Origin of the sequence: Neobacillus driksii (assembly GCF_013409995.1) — a bacterium.
Classification (GTDB): domain Bacteria; phylum Bacillota; class Bacilli; order Bacillales; family Cytobacillaceae; genus Neobacillus; species Neobacillus driksii.
Genome location: NZ_JACCBX010000019.1, coordinates 71194 through 90503 on the forward strand (window position 1 = coordinate 71194; position 19310 = coordinate 90503).

Sequence of the window (19310 nt, forward strand, 5' to 3'; positions counted from 1 at the left end):
AACCAACCTTAGCTTTAATAAATCTAATTATAATGATTGCTGTATATTTCCGAAAGCAAAATAAATGGAGCCCTGTAATTTCCGGCTCCATTTATTTTAAAAGGTATTATAAATATTTTCGCATTCTTCCCCAGAAGCTGATAAAAACAGTGCCGCTTAGATCGCGCAACAAACGGTTGATTATACCATGTTTGCGGACAATCACCCTGCGGTCTAAAATACCAAAGGGCAAATTTTGAAGGACAAATTCTTTCACCATTAACGGCTCTTTGCGCTAAGCGCTTTCAGCCGTCCTAGCTCGTTGATAAAAATAACCTTTAGTTGTAGCTTCAAAAGCATGTGGCTGGTATATCATTTGCGGAACTGTTCTAATCCTCTTAAAATCTGAGCAGTTTGCACGAATACGATTAATACCAACATTCCCCACCATTAGCATACCTTGCTTGCCTTCCCCTTCGGCTTCTGCCCTTATGAGTCTTGCTAAGAGATCAATATCCGAAGTACTAGCTTTGACTACTGCCATCAACTCACCTCCCATGTACGTATACCTATATGGTATTCTGTCGGGAGTAATGGTTGACTATAGGCCTAACAAAATAGCTGTTTTAACTTTTTAATATATCATCAATTCTATTTAGTTCTTCCTCTGAGAACGTAAGATTATTTAATGCTGCAACGTTCTCTTCTATTTGACTTACACGGCTTGCCCCAATTAGAGCGGAAGTTACCTTTCCTCCCCTGAGAACCCAGGCCAGAGCCATTTGTGCTAAATTTTGGCCGCGTTCGACTGCAACCTCGTTCAGCTTTTTCACCCGATTCACCACTTCCTCGGTTACTTGGTCTTTACTTAGGAAACTTACCGGTTTAGCAGCTCTAGAATCGGTTGGAATGCCGTTTATATATTTATTTGTTAACAAACCTTGAGCTAATGGGCAGAATGCAATGGAGCCAACTCCATTTTCTTGTAAAACATCCTGCAGTCCGTCTTCGATCCAGCGGTTTAGCATAGAATAGCTTGGCTGATGAATCACTAATGGCGTTCCCAAACGATTCAAGATTTTCACCGCTTCCTCTGTTTGCTCCGCACTATAGTTCGAAATACCCACGTATAATGCTTTACCTTGGCGGACGACAGAGTCTAATGCCCCCATTGTTTCTTCAAGGGGTGTATTGGGATCAGGACGGTGAGAATAAAATATATCAACATAATCTAATCCCATTCGTTTTAAGCTTTGATCTAAACTTGAAATCAGATATTTTCTTGAACCCCAATCCCCATATGGTCCTGGCCACATGGTATAACCAGCTTTAGAGGAAATAATCATTTCATCCCGGTATGGTGCAAAGTCAGTTTTTAACATTCGGCCAAACATCTCTTCTGCGGATCCAGGGGGCGGGCCGTAATTGTTTGCAAGGTCAAAGTGAGTAATTCCTAAATCAAATGCTCTTCTTAGCATTGCACGGCCATTCTCATATGTATCCACTCCGCCAAAATTATGCCATAAACCTAGTGATATTGCTGGCAATTGTAAGCCAGACAACCCGCTTCTATTGTATTTCATCGTACTGTATCGAGAATCAACCGCTTGATACACCATTTAAACCCCTCCTTTTTTATATCACTTACTATTATAAACTTTACCGTCGCAATAAAAAATCCCCAAGAGAGGCTTTTCTCTTGAGGGTGGATAATCCATTAAACTACATCATCGAGTTGTTTGTATAATTGTTCTCTTTCTGTTTCTAACCGCTCTAATTCTGTAAATTGTTTCTGGAGCATTTCAAGATCTAATCCTGTTTCCATCCTCTGCTTCAATAAGTGAATTTGAACTTCTAGCTCCTCAATCTCTTGTTCAATATCCGCTAAAGTCACAGAAGCCGCTGCCGTTTGGGGCTTTTCAACTTTTTTTAGTAAAGCTTTTTCAGCCCTTATGGGTTGATCCACTTTTACAGCACTCAATTTACTCTTTGCCCAGTCATAATTTCCATCAAAGAAGTAAACGGTCCCATCCTGAAGCCAATAAACTTTATTAAATAATTTATTGAGAAAATAACGGTCATGCGACACAGCTAAAATCGTTCCATTAAATTGTTCAAGGGCTTCTTCTAAAACTTCACACGAATCAATATCAAGGTGGTTCGTCGGTTCATCGAGGATCAAAAGATTGATGTCCTGATACATAAGCTGTGCCAGGCGCAAGCGCATTCTTTCTCCTCCGCTTAATTGATTAACCTTTCGGAAAACGGCTGATCCGTAGAACAAAAACCGAGCTAAAATATGGCGTGCCTCCCCTTCATTAACACTCACTTCTGAACGGAATACATCGATGACACGTTCATCGCCAATGGTATGGAAAACATGCTGCGACAAATAGCCGATTTTCACATTGCTGCCAACCTTAACAAATCCTTGGTCACTCTTGCACTCACTAAGAATCATTTTTAACAGCGTTGATTTACCTGTTCCGTTTTCACCAACGATCGCGGTCCGGTCCTTGTACTGAACAAGCATATTTACTTTTTCAAAAAGTGTACGATTGCCAAAGCTTTTTGAAACATCCTCTAGTTTAATAACATCCTTCCCGCTGCGGTCATTGGCTTCAAAATCAATCGCCATTTTTTTCACATCAAGCTTTGGCCGATCAAGTTTCTCGATGCGGTCGAGTGCCCTCTGCATATTGGTAGCTCGTTTATGAAGGGCGGCACTAGGTGGATTGGCACGATTGGCCCAATCACGGAGGCGTTTAATCGCTTCCTTCATTTTTTTAATCTTCCGCTGCTGCTCCTGATATTCCTGAAACTCCCGTAACAATCGTTCTTCTTTTTCTTTTACAAAGCCGCTGAAGTTCGTATGATACAGTTCAATTTCCCCATCTTCCATATCAAGTACTTTTGTTACCACTTCATCTAAAAAGTAACGGTCATGAGAAATCAAAATAATCGTACCTGTATACTCCTTAAGGAATGTACCGAGCCACTCAATTGCCATTAGGTCTAAATGGTTTGTCGGTTCATCCAGTAATAAAAGTTCCGGCTTCTTTAGTAAGCTTAACGCCAAACCAACCTTTGTCATTTCCCCGCCGCTTAAAAGTGAAAAAGGTTTATCTAAAAGCTCAATAATATTTAAACCATGGGAAACTCGGTCCATTTGTGCGTCCATTTCATAGCCGCCGTTTAAGATGAAATCATCTTGGAGCTTTCCATAATGATCCATGAGCCTTTGTAAATGGGTAGGAGTCAACTCTTGCCCCATTTCCACTTCTATTTGTTGTAGTTTTGTTTCTGTCTCGACTAATTGGTCAAATGCAGTCTTTAATACTTCCTTAACGGTCAAGTCCTTATAATCAGGAATTTGGGCAAGGTAGCCAATTTTCAGCCCCTTTTTCCAATGAATAACGCCGCCGTCTACTGTTTCTTGAATGGCAAGCAGCTTTAATAACGTTGTTTTCCCGCAGCCGTTTCTTCCAACTAAACCAACACGATTTCCTTCGTGGACCTCGAATGATAAATCTTCAAAAATAATATTTCCGCCAAATGATTTTGCTATATGATTAACACTACATACGATCATGTTCATTCTCCTTTTTTGAACACTCTCTTCACGCAAAAACTGCGGGCATCATAGATACCCGCAGTTCGAAAAATCGGCATGAAAAAAGAGTGCTAAAAAGGCACCCTCTTATTACCTATTTTACTTATGGGTAAAGAGATGTGTTATCGTTCTATATTCATTTTGTAATTTTGAAAAAAGGGCAGACTACCCCCTTTAAAAACTACTTCATGAAAAATTGCACGGCACAAATATAGCGCCGCTAGCCACTGCACACGTACAAAAATAGAACGAACCATCTCTTTACACCTCCGTTTCAATTCAAGTTAATCCTATTGTAAATTATTTTTATCATTCATTGCAAGCCTATCTTTTCAGACTAATCAAAAGGTTTTAAATTTTAACCTCCGAGACACCCTAATGCAGATACTTTTTTCTGCCACCGAACCGCCGGCGATAGACAAATTTTCGGATATCTTCTTCTGTTATTTTGCCATCATATGCTGCAAACAATAAGGACTGAAGTTCACGATAATGCTCGATGACAAAAAGGGCAAACTCCTTCCGTTCGCCCATTGCCTGTTTTTTAAATTCCTCATCATTCAAAATTTCTTGAATCTGATCCTGATAAAATGCCATGGTATTCTCCCATTTTTTCTTTCGATTCTCTAAAATATCGCGAGCATACTCAGGCAATTTTTCAACTACAAGATCGATATATCCCTGAGACCACATCAGCATTTTATCTTTTTCAGGAAGTTCCATGACCATTTTCATCAGTTCGAGCTCATCTACTTCTCGACTCGTTGCATACCTTCCGACCTGATTCACCATCTTCACCTCTTCATGAACAGTTAACTAACTACACTTTCAAGGGAATTTTCAATATCATAATCCTTTTTCTTTTCTTCAAGCCATGTGGAATATTCTGTTTCCATCTTTTGTTGAATCAGTGTTTCTTTAATTTCCTTCTTACTATCATCAAAATTTGCTTCCTTCGCTTCTTTTTTCTCTTCAACCTTAATAATATGATACCCATAATCGGTCTTTACCGGGTCACTAATTTCATTAACTGGTAATGTAAAGGCTACATCATCAAATTCCGTAACCATGGTACCTTTTGCGAAAAAGCCAAGCTCCCCGCCATTTTCCTTTGTACCTTCATCCGTAGAATATTCCTTTGCTAATTCTGCAAAATCAGCTCCATCGGCTAGCTTTTGCTTAATCTCATTCGCGGTCGCTTCATCTGCTACTAAAATATGGCTCGCTTTCACTTGTTCTGCTTCTCCAAATGAATCCTTATTTTCGTCAAAATAGGTTTGTAACTCTTCATCCGTAATCTTAATTTGCGGTTCAAGAAGCTTACGAATAGTTAAATAGTTTTTAAGGTCATCTTTAAGCGCGTCAACAGTTGTATTATTCGATTCCAACATCTGGTTGAATACTTCCTCACCACCATAAGATTCCTTTAATTTATCCACTTCTTCATTCAGTTCTTTATCTGTAATCGTAACCTTTTCTTTTTTCGCTTCCGAGGCCACAATTTTATCAGCGATTAATTGTTCAACTGTTGCCGCTCCATATTGTTCGACCATCACATCATACAACTCATCTTTATTTATGGCTTTACCATCTACTTTTGCAACAGCTTTATCCTTTGGTAAAGCAAAGCTTAGGAAAACCCCGATTGCAAGAATAAGTACTGCTATGATTAAAACGATGTTTTTGTTTTCCTTGATAAAAGTCATTATATATTAAGATCTCCCTTAGATTATTTCGTTAGCTTAACATTTACAGTTGTAAGCTTTCCGTCACGATAAACTTCAAATTTAATATCATCGCCATTTTTCACATCAGAATACAAATACTTTCTTAACTCTGAGGAGTTTGCGATTTTTGTACCATTCATTGAAACAATGACATCCTGTGCTTCCAAACCACCATTAGCTGCTGCAGAGTTTGGTTCAACTGCAGTAATCATAACTCCCTCCTTCACACTTTCAGGAAGATTCTCCCAATACATTTGTGGAACTTCTGATAAATCAGCGAGTCCAACACCGAGATAAGGTCTCACTACTTTTCCACTTTCAATTAATTGATTAACGATTGGAATAAAGTCGTTACTCGGAATCGCAAACCCTAACCCTTCTACACCGCTATCGGCAATTTTTAAACTGTTGATTCCGATTACTAATCCCTCAGGGTTAATTAACGCACCCCCGCTATTTCCGGGATTGATCGCTGCGTCTGTTTGGATGACGTTTGTTTCCCAATTTCCGGCTGAGGTATTTACTGCGATACTCCTATTGACAGCACTAATGATTCCTGAAGTTACAGTTCTAGCAAAATCAAGTCCTAGTGGATTTCCAATTGCATATACCTGATCGCCTGGTCTTAGTGTGGAGGAATCACCAAACTGTGCGGTCGCTTCAACGTATTTACTATCAATTTTAATAACTGCTAAATCGGTTAAAGCATCTGTTCCAACAATTTCTGCACTAACCTTTTCACCGTTGTATAGTGATACCTCTAGCTTAGTTGCCCCTTCAACAACGTGGTTGTTCGTGACAATATAGGCAATGTCGTTATTTTTTTGAAAAATAACCCCTGAACCTGTTCCGCTCTCAACAGTTTGTGAAGAATTATTGCCATAAAGGCCTCGGCTTTGCTGTTGTTGGTAATTAACGATTCCAACAATAGTTTTTGAAAGTTGTTCAACCGTATCGGCAATCGATGAAGATGATTTTGCTGATGTTGGCTGAGCTGTTACTGTATTAGCCTTTGTGTTGGTATTTTGCTGAACTGTACCAATCGATTGACCCTCCACATTTGAAGAGAAGTTCTCCAAATAGTCGGTGTATGGGAGGACGGTTAAGGTTAATACAGATCCGACGACACCAGCTGCCACCATTGAGGCAAAACCTTTAATCTTTCTTTTTTTCTTTTTTGCACTGTTTTTATATTCAACACGATTAGTAGATTGTTCTGATAGAGATTGTTCTAGCATAGGTTCTTCTGATTTTTCCACTACAGGTTCCTCAAACCCTTTATTTTCTCGCTCGTTCGCAAAAAACACTGATTCATTTTCTCCTTCTCGATTATGTTGGACGAATGTTTGACCTTCTGAATTGTTTTCCTGAACGTTTGCGGTTTCGTCCGGTGTAGGGTCGATTGTTTTGTCGGTTTCCCTTTCAAATTCATCTTTGTAGTTCATAGTCTTTCTACTCCTTTACACTTGGAATTTGTGTAATTTATTATTGTATCTATACTTTAGCCCACAAATATGAAAAAACTGTTAACAAACTATAACGGGATTTGGAAATTAGTAAGAAAAAAGTAGTATTTTTTTATTAACGCTGTAGGGCTTGACCAGTCCGAAGGCGAACTAAAAAAACAGCAGGGATATCCCTGCTGCCTACTGTTTGAAGGTAATGGTAAATTTCGTACCTTTTCCTTTTTCACTTTCTACTTCGATTTCTCCGTTATGAAGAAGAACCAGCTGTTTCACGATTGATAGTCCTAGACCAAATGCACCGTAAGGATTACTTGTTCTCGAGATTTCAGCTTTGTAAAAACGCCGCCAAATTTTTTCGACTTCACTCGGGTCGATGCCAATTCCAGTATCCTCGACTTCAATAATTGTAGCATTCTGTTCTTTTCGTCCTCGCAGCCAAATCGTACCATCTGAAGTAAATTGGATACTGTTCTTCGTAATATTAATTAAAATTTGGACGAGTCGATCATAGTCAGCATTCACAATGATCTCTTCGTCTGCTTCAACTATGATTTCAACGTTTTTCTCGTCTGCCTGCACGGATAATTGTTCTTGAATAATTTCTAAAAGTTCTAATAGCTGAATATCTTCCCTAAACAGCTGAATTTGGTTTGAACGGATTTTTTCATAATCGAGGTTTTCATTAACCAGACGAATAAGCCGCTTTGCTTCCTGGCTGACTAAGTTGATTCCTCGTTCCTTATCCTCTTCCGGAATCATGTCATTTTTTAAACCCTCAATCACTCCGCTAATGGTGGTTAACGGTGTCCGCATTTCATGAGAAACATCGGCCATGAATTGACGTCTGCGATTCTCAAGTGCTGAAATCTCCTCCATCGAATGGTTCAATTTTTTTACCATATGGTTAAAGTCATTCGCTAATTCACCAATCTCATCAAAATTCGAGGAAGGTACATGAACATGGTAATCTCCAGCAGAAACAAGTGATGTCGCTTCTCGAAGTTTCTTTATCCGGTTCACATGGATTTTAGACAGCAGCCAGCTGAGTAAAAACGATACCCCTAGTGCAATTAGGATCGTATAAATTAAAAATTGATTCACTTGACGAATCATTGCACTTGAACCACTGATAGGTGAGGTTAACAAGATTCCGCCAACAAACCGATCGCGGCTATCTATATAGGGTAATACAACAAAAGTAACACCGTCTTGATCGAATCGCTTATAATCACTTTGGACGATAATCGTTTGGCCATTTGTAATCTTTTCCCACTCTGACGGTTTTAACTCAATAGCAGGACCGCCTCTGCCGACAGCATAAAGATGAGCCTCTTGATCAAACATACTAAAACTAATTTTTCTTGAGCGTAAAACATTACTATATTGGTTAATAATTTGATCCATAGCGATAGGATTCCGCTCAATATCGGAAAGGATGTCTTCACCGTAAGAGATTAACTCTTCTGCTTTATTCTCATACACCAAATTACCTACATAATGAGCAAACAAAAGACTTAAGACAAGAAAGGCGACAATAATGATACTAATGTGGCTGATAAATTGTTGAGAAAAATATTTAATTCTTATCTGTTTGAATCGACTCATCAAACTTATAACCTACTCCCCATACAGTGTGGAAGAATGGCTGCGTGGTGGTTTCTACTTTTTTCCGCAGGCGCTTGATGTGAACATCTACTGTCCGTTCATCACCGTAAAATTGATATCCCCAAACCCTTTCAAGCAGCTGTTCTCGTGAAAAAACTTGCCGCGGGTGTTCCACCATATAATATAATAGATCAAACTCTTTCGGTGTAAGGTTTGTTATGGGCACTCCATCGACAAGAACTTCTCTAGTATTTTTACTAATTTTAAAATGTTCTGTCTGAAGAAAATCATCCATTTGGACAGTTACTTGAGTTTGATATCTGCGTGTTACCGCCTTAATTCTTGCCATGAGAGTAAGCGGGCTAAACGGCTTGGTGACATAATCATCGGCACCCATTTCAAGGCCAAGTACTTGGTCTGACTCTGTATCCTTCGCAGTCAGCATTATAATCGGCACCGTATAATGTTCTTCTCTAATTTTTCGGCAAATACTTACCCCATCCATACCTGGCAGCATCCAATCCACAATCAATGCATCCCAAGTTCCTGCTTTAAAGGTGTTATACCCTTCCAGGCCGTCATTAACAAAGGTTCCTTGAATCCCTTCCTTTGCAAAGAACATTTCAATCATCGAGCACACACTAGTGTTATCTTCAATCACGAGTATTTTCAAAATCCGTCACTCCCAGCAAAAAACTCTTCTTTTCTTCAGTTTAAACGATTTTTCTCTCATATCAACTATATCGCAAAAACTTCCCGGCTATTTAATACTTTGTTCATGGTTTGTTAATATACCCATGAAAAAGAGGCCTGAACTATACCAGGCCTCTAAACTACATATATGAATATTATTTAAGGCTCTAATATTAACTTACCAGTCGTTTTCCGCGATTGTAATAACTGATGTACAACGGCTGCATCCTCCAACGGGAAAACACCGCCAATTGTCAACTTAAGCTTTCCTTCACCGAGGTAGGTTAGCAATTCTACTAAACTAGGCTGAAGCAGTTCAGGCTTTCTCATAATTTGTGGCAGAAAAAAACCAATAACGGACTGGTTCCGAGCCATCAAAGAAGAAGGATACATTTTGCTCTGTTCTCCGCTGGCAGCACCAAACACAACCAGTCGGCCAAAAGTGGCAAGACATTTTAATGTTTTATTAAAAACATCGCCGCCCACCATCTCAAGTGCCACATCTACTCCTTTTCCACCGGTTGCTTCTAAAACCTGTTCGACCCAGGTGGACTCCGTATAATTTACGAGTATATCGGCACCCATTTGTCGTGCTAGTTCTAGTTTTTCAGCAGAACTTGCGGTTGCAATAATTTTTCCAGCACCAAAAAGCTTTGCCAATTGTACCGCTAGCGTTCCTACACCACCTGCTGCCGCATGAACTAGAACGGTTTCCCCCTTCTCTAACCTACCCATCGTTTTCAATACATGATAGGCACTTAACCCTTGTAGTGGAAGTGCCGCCGCATTTTGAAAATCTAATTGATCGGGTAGTGGAATTAATGAGCGTTCATCGGCTAAAGCAAATTCTGAATAACCTCCTGATTCAATCAGGGTAACAACTCTCGTCCCAGGCTTAACCGTTGTTACTTTTTCTCCAACAGCTGCCACCACCCCTGCGATTTCAGCACCTGGAATAAAGGGAAGCGGTGTTTTGACCACATACTGACCTTCTCTTCTTGCTGTATCCGCATAATTGACGCCGATAGCCTTAATTTCAACTAGGACTTCACGACCTTTAGGTACTGGTCTCTCAATCTCTACCATCTTTAATACTTCAGGCCCGCCATATTCTTGTAATTGAATAGCTTTCATATTAAGACTTCCTTTCTACCTGCCTTTATATAATGGCGTTCTTTTTTCCTTAAACGCGGCAACGCCTTCTTTGTGATCTTCCGTTTGTACCATTAAGACTTGGGTAAGACGTTCTTCCTCCAATATTTCTTCAAGTGACCTGTCGAAGGAATGGTCGATTAATTTCTTTTGTTTTCCAAATGCTTTCCCTGGACCCTGAGCCAAACTTAATGCTAGTTTTGTCGTTTCGTCTTGGAGCCTCTCTAATGAGAACAATGAATTAATGACGCCTAATTGGTAGAGACGTTTTGCAGGAATCGGCTCAGCACTAAAGAAAAATTGCTTAGCTAAATGCGGGCCAATCAGCTTGGGAAGGAAATAAGAACCTCCTCCGTCCGATACCAAACCAACCTTTGAGAAGCTAAGCGCAAACTTACTATCCTCAGCAGCAATGATGATATCGCAGGCTAGAGCTAAATTAAATCCTGCTCCCGCAGCAAAGCCATGAACGGCTGCGATTATTGGTTTTTCTAAATCTTTCATTTGTAAAATTAATTCATTTAATTTTCCAATATGTTCATAGACTTGATTACCATCACCCTGTCCCATGGTTTTCACATCACCGCCAGCGCTAAAGGCACGTCCAACTCCTGACAAGACAATTACTTGTACATCTGGGTCGTTTTTTGCTTCACGAAGGGCATCTTTTAATCCAAGAATCATGTCCGGACTAAATGCATTTAGACTCTCTGGCCGGTTTAAAGTTAATGACAAAATAGGACCCAATTTTTCCACTAATAAATCTTTGTTCTCCAATAAAATCTTCCTCTCACTAGTTATTAAATTCTCTTTTACAACTCTCCAGAAGCAACTTTTACAGCATGCTCAATTAGCATTTTTGCTTTATCGTTGAAGTTTGCAAATCGAAGATCATTCGTTTGACCTTTCTTATAACGGTAATATATTTGTTGACATATAACCGCTAGCTTAAAGTAGGCAAATGTTAGATAGTAGTTCATATTGGTAACATCACGACCGCTTTTTTTTGCATAAAGCTCGATAAATTGCTTTCTTGTAAAAAAGCCCTCGTTTACCGTGACTGGCGCTTTTCCCAGCCCCATTTTTAACTCCTCCGGGTCATTCACTTCATGCCAATAGCCCATCACGACACCAAGATCTGCAAGCGGATCCCCCACTGTTGTCATTTCCCAATCAAAAAGCCCAACCATTTCAGATAAATTCTCATTAAACATGGCGTTATTAAACTTATAGTCATAGTGAATGATTGCAGCACTTGGTTCAACTGGAATTTGATCAGTCAAATATTTCTTGAGAGTATCCACAGCATCCACTTCATCGGTTTTTGCACGTTCATATCGTCCAATCCATCCATGAATTTGTCTTTCCATGAATCCATCTGGCTTACTGATCGCTCCGAGTCTTGTCTCTTTGTAATTAATTCCGTGAAGTTCCACTAATTTATTGACCATTATTTCTGAAAGTTGTTGGCATAATTCCTTCGTCACTGTGATTTCGTCAGGGAAGGATGTATCAATAACTATGCCGTTTTTGCGTTCCATAATAAAGAATGGGCTATCCACAATGTCCAGTTGATCGGAAAACAAAATTGGCTTCGGTGTAACGGAAAAGACTGGATGAAGCTCAGAAATAATTTTAAACTCTCGTTCCATATCATGCGCTTTAGGTGCAACTGGTCCTAACGGCGGGCGCCGTAAAACAGCTTCCCATTCACCTACTTTAATTTGATAGGTTAAGTTTGAATGACCAGCGGAAAACTGCAGAAGTTCAAGGGGGCTATTGGGCAGATTACCGATATGACTTCTTAAAAATTGTTCTAAAACAGGTAAATTTAATTCTTCCCCTTTACGGACTGGAATTGTATCTTTATTCATTTGATGAGGCATCCTATCCCTCCCTGGTTTTTAAAAAATTCTGTATCTTTAAATTATACTTACTGGTTAGTATGCGACAGAGAAAAGAGGGTTTAAAGCATGAAGAAACCCTCCCAAAAAATTACTAATTCGCTTGAATTCCCTCTAATATCATTTCAACAAAAATTTCAGCCACTTCGCGGTCGGTCGAATCCCCTTCTGGATTAAACCATTGATAGCTCCAATTGGCAGCGCCAAGAATACCAAATGTAATGATATGTGCATTCAAGTCAGCGCGAAACTCTCCGTTTTCGATTCCATCTTTAAGCAGCTTTTCGACGTTTAACCGAAATTCGTCCCGTTTTGGCACAATTAAAGCTAGTCTTTCTTCATTCAAGTTTTTCATTTCTCTAAAAAAAATCTTCGCAGCCGATCCTTGAATTTTAATGTTACTTATGAGCATGTAGACAATATCGAATAGCTTCTCTTTGCAGCTTTTATTGTCATCCAAAATATTTCTTTGTTTCTCTAGTAAGTAATTAATGTATCCGAGATGGATGTCCATTAGGAGTTCTTCTTTACTGGAAAAATAATAGTAAAACGTCCCTTTGGTCACACCAATTGAGTCCACGATATCCTGAATGGATGTTTCCTTGAAACCCTTTTTCTCGAATAAATTGATACTATGTTCTGTTATTTTGTCTTTCACTGCTCATGTCCTCGCAATCTGTAAAATGTCTAGTGAAATTATACCATATTCTATTTCGCAACAAACACAGAAAACCGGCAGCAAATCGGCAGTACGTTTATTTACTAACAGTTTCTTCTCTCAAGGCACGGCGGAGGATTTTTCCTACTTGTGTTTTTGGTAATTGCTCACGAAATTCAACGCTGCGGGGAACTTTGTAAGCAGCCATATTTTGTTTACAATATTGAATCAATTCCTCCTCTGTTGCTGTTTGACCTGCTTTTAAAACGACAAAAGCCTTTACGTCTTCCCCACGGTATGGGTCAGGTACTCCGATGACTACGGCTTCTTGTACAGAAGGGTGCTCATAAAGCACTTCTTCAATATCACGAGGATATATATTGAAGCCGCTCGCAATAATTAAATCCTTCTTACGGTCCACGATATATAAATAGCCTTCCTCGTCTACTTTTCCGATATCACCTGTGTATAGCCAGCCATCTCTTAACGTATTGGCTGTTTCTTCTGGCATATTCCAATAGCCTTTCATAATTTGAGGACCCTTTATAATGACTTCACCCAATTCTCCAACAGGAACTTCCTCCAAGCCTGTTGCCACATCCACAATCTTGTATTCTGTTGATGGCATACCAATACCTACACTTCCAGGTTTACGGTCTGCAAATGGAGGGTTGCAATGTGTCGTTGGAGATGCTTCAGAAAGTCCGTATCCTTCTAAAATCTTTGCCCCTGTTTTTCTTTCGAACTCACGTAAAAGTTCTACTGGCATAGGTGCACTGCCGCTATTGCAGGTTTTAATACTATTGATTCCGTACTCCTCAGCATGTGGATGGTTCGTAATCGCCACATACATGGTTGGAACCCCTGGAAATGTCGTTGGCTGCTCATTTTTAATCGTGTTTAATACTTCCTCCAATTCAAACCGTGGAAGCATGATCGATTCTCCGCCTGTAAAAATTGTTAAGTTCATACAGGCTGTCATACCAAATACATGGAAAAGTGGAATAACCGTTAAACAGCGTTCTTTTCCTAATTCAAATTCATTTTTGAAGAATTCATAGGATTGAAGGACGTTCGCCACGATGTTTTGATGTGTTAACATCGCTCCCTTAGATCTCCCCGTGGTGCCGCCTGTATATTGGAGAACTGCAATGTCATGCTCCAGTTCAATCGTAACAGGTGTTACCTTTCCATTTCCATCTGCGAGGAAGGTTTCAAAACTGCGATCTGGTGTGAAATCCTTTCCAGAGGGCTGCAGGCTGACAACTATTATATTTTTCAAGTTCGTTCGTGGTTGAACGCTTTTTACTCTTGGATAAAAAGCATCCATGACAACAATCGTTTCGGCTCCTGAATCATTTAAGATATATTCAAGCTCTCGTTCTACACTCATCGGGTTTACTTGTGTCACAATTGCCCCTGCCCCTAATACACCATAATAAGAAATAACATACTGCGGGCAGTTCGGAAGCATAAGTGCCACTCTGTCACCCTTTTGAACTTGATTTTGCTGGAGTGCTGAGGTAAAGCCTTGTGAAAGTCCTAGTAATTGCTGATAGGTAATTTTTCTGCCATAGAAGGATAGTGCATGATTAGTGGGATATTTTGCTGTAGTCTCTTGAAGTATTTCTACTAGGTTTTTTTCAGGGTTTGAGATTATTGATGATACCGAATCTGGATATTGAGCCATCCATGTGTTCCTTTCAGCCATTGGTTTCCCTCCAAAAAATATATAGTTTATTAAAAAGTAAGCCCGCCGCCATCAACGGATAGAGTAGTACCTGTGATAAACGACGCTTCATCTGAAGCTAAGAAGAAAATAGCATTTGCTACTTCATCGGATGTCCCAATTCTGCCTAGTGCATTAGCCTTTGAAATAAATGGCCATCTTCTCTCATCCTGCTTCCAGCCATCGATAATCTTTGTGTCAATAACCCCAGGAGCAATGGCATTAACACGGATATTGTACTTGCCATATTCAAGGGCAGCATTTTGTGTTAGCAGCACTACACCTGCTTTCGAGGCATTATAAGCAGCTTGATATTTTTTACCCTTTAAGCCTAGTAAACTAGAAGTATTAATAATCGCTCCGCCGCCTGATTTTATTAATTCCGGTGCAGCATACTTTATTCCAAGAAAAACTCCCTTTAAGTTAATGTCAATTACGTGATCCCATTCTTCTTCTGCAAGATCGACACTTCTAACCTCTGAATGGCCAATTCCAGCATTGTTGACTAAAATATCGAGGCCGCCAAAAGTAGTTGTTGTAGTGTTGATGAGGTTTCTTACATGATTAGAGTCCTTCACATCGGTTTTTACAAAAATGGCATTAGCTCCAGACTCTTTTATTAGACTTACGGTTTCTTCACCACCATGAGAATCCACGTCAGCAACACTTACCTTTGCCCCTTCACATGCAAAGCGAATCGCAGTCGAACGTCCAATTCCGGAGCCCCCGCCAGTAACAATGGCTGTCTTTCCTTTCAATCTCATGTTAATTCACTAACCTCTCTCCTAATATCTCTATCTACAAAACTATCATTTAATTTATTAAAGAAATCGAGATACTACTGATATTTCTTTAATTCAAGCTTAGCTATCTGAGCACGGTGAACTTCATCTGGACCGTCCGCCAGTCGCAATGTTCTAGAGTTTGCCCACATCGCTGCAAGCGGAAAATCATTTGAAACTCCGGCTCCTCCAAATGCTTGAATGGCTCTATCAATAACACGTAACGCCATGTTAGGTGCCACTACTTTAATCATTGCAATCTCTGTTTTGGCCTGTTTATTTCCAACAGTATCCATCATATAGGCTGCCTTTAAAGTCAGGAGCCTTGCTTGTTCAATTTCAATCCTGGAATCGGCAATCCACTCTTTTATAACCCCTTGGCTTGCGAGAGGTTTTCCAAAGGCTTCACGTTCTTGAACACGCTTACATAAAAGTTCAAGAGCTCGTTCTGCAGCACCAATCAACCTCATGCAATGATGAATTCTTCCAGGTCCTAATCGCCCCTGCGCAATCGCAAATCCTTTTCCTTCACCCCAAAGGATGTTTTCTGCCGGAACACGAACATTTTCATAGGTAATTTCAGCATGTCCATGCGGCGCATGATCATAACCGAAAACAGGCAGCATCCTTTCAATTATAACACCTGGAGCATTAAGCGGCACGAGAATCATCGATTGCTGTTCATGACGGTTGGCATTAAAGTCTGTTTTTCCCATGACAATCGCAATTTTACACCTAGGATCTCCTGCGCCAGATGACCACCATTTACGTCCATTTATGATGTACTCATCACCATCTCTAACAATGCTTGCTTCGATATTGGTCGCATCGGAAGAAGCAACGGCCGGTTCAGTCATCGAAAAGCAAGACCGAATTTCTCCTGCTAACAATGGTTTTAGCCACTTTTCCTTATGTTCCTCTTTACCATAGCGAACAATAACTTCCATGTTACCAGTATCGGGTGCACTACAGTTAAATACTTCTGGGCCAATTAGAGAGCGTCCCATTATTTCGCAAAGCGGTGCATATTCCAGATTGGTTAAACCTGCCCCATATTCACTTTCCGGAAGAAATAAGTTCCATAGACCAGCAGCCTTTGCCTTTTCCTTTAAGTCTTCCATTACCTGAGGAACAGCACTCCACCGATTTTCTTGTTCATTCAGCTGCTGCTCATACACTATTTCATTGGGATACACATGTTCTTCCATAAAGTTTATCAGCCGTGTCTGTAAGTCCTTTACTTTAGCAGAATAAACAAAATCCAATTAAATCACCCCTTCATACATACTAACCAGTTGGTATCTACAAATTATATTATACCTCCAAACATTAAATATTCAAATTTATTTCAAAATATTCAAAAAAATTTTTTAGGTTAATACCTTTTTATTCCTTTTTTTTGCTTATTCATTAATTCATGTGATTTTTCAATAATATCGGTTAAAACATCTCCTTTATATACTCGACCTAATCTGAGATTTTCTTGATAGTATTCAACAATTTCATCCAGTTTGTCAGAGGTTTCTTTTGAGATTCTTACATTTAATTGTATTCTTCCATTTTCAGCCAAGGGAGACACTCCTATCATACTTATAGCATTCTGCTAGCACTATGCATAATACGTGTTATTACTTGATTATATACTATTATTCTACACATTTTTCAACAAATCAAAAAAAAGAATGACTCTTTTTTTGAGTCACCCTTCTATAAAGAATAAATAAAGATATTATTCAGTTTAATTCTTACATAAAAATACAAATTTTGTTCAAATTATGTTGAGGAGGTTAGTAAGATATGGGTATGAAATGGTTATTTAGTTTATTACTTATGATTCAACATGTGACCCCTCAAGCTAGTGTTCAACTAACGAGAGAAGGGAAGCCTTTTTCGATTATCAATAGAGACGAATATTCTGTTGGTGATCCAAGTTATTTTATTTTGGATACAGAAAAATATGACCAACTGGTAGGAGAATTGGAGAAACAGTTTTCCGTTCCACCTAAAAATGCAAAATTGGATCAGCATGGAAATATTATTCCTGAACAACTGGGACTTAGTATCAATCGACATACTTTCACACAAAAATTTTATACCTTTTTTTTCGAACACAGAATTTCAACATTAGAAATTCCCATGTATTCTGTGTATCCAAAAGTAGATAGTGAATTACTATCTGATATTCGCAGTATACGCATCGGTCGTTACATTACTTCTTTTAATCCAAGTAATAAAAAGCGTTCCACCAATATCAGGTTAGCAGTTGCCGCCATTAATAATCATGTCGTTTTCCCTGGTGAGACATTTTCATTTAATAAAGTAGTGGGTAAAAGAACCTCTCAAAAGGGCTACGAAAAGGCTAAAGTAATTGTCAGAGGTGAATATGCAGAAGATATTGGCGGTGGAATATGTCAAGTTTCTTCAACTTTATTTAATGCAGTTGATAGTGCAGGTTTGAAAATTGTCCAGCGTTTTTCTCATAGTCGACATGTACCATATATTCCTCCTGGACGTGATGCAACAGTGAGTTGGTACGGTCCCGACTTTGAATTTAAAAATATCTACAATCAACCGATATTAATCCAAGCTAGGACGTTTGGAAATCTTTTAGTGATTAAGTTATATTCCTCCGAAGTCATTGAGTACCAGCCCAAGGAGGTCCCTTTTCCACCACTGTAAAAAAGCCCGCAAAATGCGGACTTTTTTAACGGTCTTTATGATCATTTCTCAACGCACTTGCCAATAATTCTTCAGAGAACTCAGCCAGTGCAGTATTATTAAAATTCATGTTATCTTTCGGTGTAAAGCTTTGGACTACATCCTGAAAGGGTTGTATAATATTTTTTCGTTTTCCTCTTGTTAGACCAAAAACGGCGGCGCTTATTCCAACTCCGATCAGAGATACCCACATGGTCCCTCTACTCTTTCGCTTTTTACTAAACAGATTGAAAAACGGCTTTACCATATTTCTCATCCAAAGCACTCCTTCATATAACATTAAATGGAAAGTAATAAGCTCTTTCCATTAACACTTAATGTTTGTAATTAAGGCAAGAATATGTTTGGGAAACTTCTGTTTAATTGTAATTTCTTTACAAATTATTAGTTATAGCTTTTTTATTCTTACAGGGCTTACCATAAGAATTGAAAGTGCAAACGTTATAAGTGCATTACTATAAAGGAACACCCCCATACCTGCCATTAATAGCCCGGCTGCCGTTATTGGAAGACCCATAAAATAACCTCTTGTCGGTTTTACATTAAATCTCGCCAACCTTAAAGCACCCATAGTGGGAAATAAAACAAATGCAATCGTTTTGAAAATCGATGGTGGTTCCAAAGAGTAAAAAAGAAGGGCAGGTGCGACACCAAGGCTGACAATGTCTGCTAATGAATCGAGTTCTACTCCAAATTCACTATTAACCTTTAACCTTCTAGCTAACCGTCCATCAAAAAAGTCAAATATAGCAGATAAAAAAATAAACATTGCCGCCGTTTGTAAGTATCCGTTCATGTTGAAAGTAATGGAAAATACCCCTGATAATAAATTTCCAATTGTAAATAAATTTGGCACTGATCTTACCAGATGATTTATCAAGCGGATCCCCCTTTTTATGCGCAAGTTTCCATTCACTAATTGCTCTTCTATATTCTGCACCAAATAATTAAAAGTGAATCTAGATTGATATAGGTATTATAAATTCCATTTCGTCAAAAGATATCAATGAAAGGATGGTTGACATAAATGGACAAAACATTGGGCTATTTACGCGAAATCTTATCAAATTACAGTGATGGCCATTCCGAGGGCAGACATTTATATCGAAAATTGTCTGAAGGTAATTTTTCAAATGAGGGTGATTTTGTAAGACATCTATCTCAAAAGGAGATTAACTTTTTAAATGACATGCTGCCTAGGGAAATTAACCATGCCAAAGAAGAACAAGATGAAAAACGGGCATATGAATTAAATGAAGTGTACGAACTCCTTTTTTAGGCTTA

Annotated in this window: 20 protein-coding genes and 1 pseudogene; 2 read left to right on the top strand and 19 right to left on the bottom strand. The window is 39.1% G+C overall.

Annotation, left to right across the window (positions count from 1 at the left end):
* Positions 1 to 96: 96 nt before the first annotated feature.
* From F4694_RS29080 to F4694_RS29155, 17 genes and pseudogenes are all read right to left on the bottom strand, one after another.
* Positions 97 to 523 (bottom strand): annotated as a pseudogene (locus F4694_RS29080) (cell wall hydrolase).
* A gap of 82 nt (positions 524 to 605) precedes the next feature.
* Positions 606 to 1598 carry an L-glyceraldehyde 3-phosphate reductase gene (gene mgrA, locus F4694_RS29085; RefSeq protein WP_179603400.1) on the bottom strand — a complete coding sequence of 331 codons (993 nt, stop codon included), beginning with the start codon at positions 1596 to 1598 and terminating at the stop codon, positions 606 to 608.
* 98 nt (positions 1599 to 1696) lie between these two features.
* Positions 1697 to 3571, bottom strand: coding sequence for a ribosomal protection-like ABC-F family protein (abc-f, locus tag F4694_RS29090; RefSeq protein WP_179603401.1), 1875 nt, complete (start codon positions 3569 to 3571; stop codon positions 1697 to 1699).
* Positions 3572 to 3714: 143 nt separating this feature from the next.
* The gene (locus F4694_RS32810) at positions 3715 to 3849 is read right to left on the bottom strand and encodes an RAxF-45 family protein (RefSeq protein ID WP_306458552.1); all 135 of its coding nucleotides are present in this window, start codon (positions 3847 to 3849) and stop codon (positions 3715 to 3717) included.
* 118 nt (positions 3850 to 3967) lie between these two features.
* Positions 3968 to 4384 (bottom strand): hypothetical protein, encoded by a 417-nt coding sequence (locus F4694_RS29095; RefSeq protein ID WP_218895883.1) that lies wholly within the window; start codon positions 4382 to 4384, stop codon positions 3968 to 3970.
* 20 nt (positions 4385 to 4404) lie between these two features.
* Complete coding sequence (locus F4694_RS29100) at positions 4405 to 5298, bottom strand: peptidylprolyl isomerase (RefSeq protein ID WP_218895884.1); 894 nt, start codon at positions 5296 to 5298, stop codon at positions 4405 to 4407.
* 23 nt (positions 5299 to 5321) lie between these two features.
* Positions 5322 to 6764 carry a S1C family serine protease gene (locus tag F4694_RS29105; RefSeq protein WP_257029470.1) on the bottom strand — a complete coding sequence of 481 codons (1443 nt, stop codon included), beginning with the start codon at positions 6762 to 6764 and terminating at the stop codon, positions 5322 to 5324.
* Positions 6765 to 6965: 201 nt separating this feature from the next.
* Positions 6966 to 8390 carry a sensor histidine kinase gene (locus tag F4694_RS29110; RefSeq protein ID WP_179603402.1) on the bottom strand — a complete coding sequence of 475 codons (1425 nt, stop codon included), beginning with the start codon at positions 8388 to 8390 and terminating at the stop codon, positions 6966 to 6968.
* Positions 8362 to 9063, bottom strand: coding sequence for a response regulator transcription factor (locus tag F4694_RS29115; RefSeq protein ID WP_179603403.1), 702 nt, complete (start codon positions 9061 to 9063; stop codon positions 8362 to 8364). Before F4694_RS29115 ends, F4694_RS29110 begins: the two co-directional genes overlap by 29 nt.
* A gap of 179 nt (positions 9064 to 9242) precedes the next feature.
* Entirely contained in the window at positions 9243 to 10217 is a 975-nt protein-coding gene (locus tag F4694_RS29120; RefSeq protein WP_179603404.1) for a quinone oxidoreductase family protein, read from the bottom strand.
* A 15-nt stretch (positions 10218 to 10232) separates the two neighbouring features.
* Entirely contained in the window at positions 10233 to 11012 is a 780-nt protein-coding gene (locus F4694_RS29125) for an enoyl-CoA hydratase/isomerase family protein (protein ID WP_179603405.1), read from the bottom strand.
* A gap of 35 nt (positions 11013 to 11047) precedes the next feature.
* Positions 11048 to 12109, bottom strand: a complete 1062-nt coding sequence (locus tag F4694_RS29130; protein WP_257029471.1) for a phosphotransferase family protein — start codon at positions 12107 to 12109, stop codon at positions 11048 to 11050.
* A gap of 124 nt (positions 12110 to 12233) precedes the next feature.
* A complete protein-coding gene (locus tag F4694_RS29135) occupies positions 12234 to 12797 on the bottom strand; it encodes a TetR/AcrR family transcriptional regulator (protein ID WP_179603407.1) in 564 nt (187 codons plus the stop codon).
* A 97-nt stretch (positions 12798 to 12894) separates the two neighbouring features.
* On the bottom strand, positions 12895 to 14508 hold the full coding sequence (locus F4694_RS29140) for a long-chain-fatty-acid--CoA ligase (RefSeq protein ID WP_179603408.1): 1614 nt from the start codon (positions 14506 to 14508) through the stop codon (positions 12895 to 12897).
* A gap of 29 nt (positions 14509 to 14537) precedes the next feature.
* Positions 14538 to 15290, bottom strand: coding sequence for an SDR family NAD(P)-dependent oxidoreductase (locus tag F4694_RS29145; RefSeq protein WP_179603409.1), 753 nt, complete (start codon positions 15288 to 15290; stop codon positions 14538 to 14540).
* 74 nt (positions 15291 to 15364) lie between these two features.
* Positions 15365 to 16573, bottom strand: a complete 1209-nt coding sequence (locus F4694_RS29150) for an acyl-CoA dehydrogenase (protein ID WP_179603410.1) — start codon at positions 16571 to 16573, stop codon at positions 15365 to 15367.
* 110 nt (positions 16574 to 16683) lie between these two features.
* Positions 16684 to 16878, bottom strand: a complete 195-nt coding sequence (locus tag F4694_RS29155; protein ID WP_179603411.1) for a hypothetical protein — start codon at positions 16876 to 16878, stop codon at positions 16684 to 16686.
* 227 nt (positions 16879 to 17105) lie between these two features.
* On the opposite strand from F4694_RS29155, the gene F4694_RS29160 reads away from it, so the two are divergent.
* Positions 17106 to 17987: a VanW family protein gene (locus F4694_RS29160; protein ID WP_179603412.1), complete on the top strand. Its 882-nt coding sequence runs from the start codon at positions 17106 to 17108 to the stop codon at positions 17985 to 17987.
* A gap of 25 nt (positions 17988 to 18012) precedes the next feature.
* Here F4694_RS29160 and F4694_RS29165 read toward each other — a convergent pair whose 3' ends face one another.
* Entirely contained in the window at positions 18013 to 18282 is a 270-nt protein-coding gene (locus F4694_RS29165) for a hypothetical protein (RefSeq protein ID WP_257029472.1), read from the bottom strand.
* Between the two features lie 132 nt (positions 18283 to 18414).
* Entirely contained in the window at positions 18415 to 18906 is a 492-nt protein-coding gene (gene pssA / locus F4694_RS29170; protein ID WP_179603414.1) for a CDP-diacylglycerol--serine O-phosphatidyltransferase, read from the bottom strand.
* Positions 18907 to 19053: 147 nt separating this feature from the next.
* Here pssA and F4694_RS29175 point away from each other — a divergent pair, with 147 nt between their 5' ends.
* Positions 19054 to 19305 carry a sigma-G-dependent sporulation-specific acid-soluble spore protein CsgA gene (locus F4694_RS29175; RefSeq protein WP_179603415.1) on the top strand — a complete coding sequence of 84 codons (252 nt, stop codon included), beginning with the start codon at positions 19054 to 19056 and terminating at the stop codon, positions 19303 to 19305.
* Positions 19306 to 19310 lie beyond the last annotated feature (5 nt).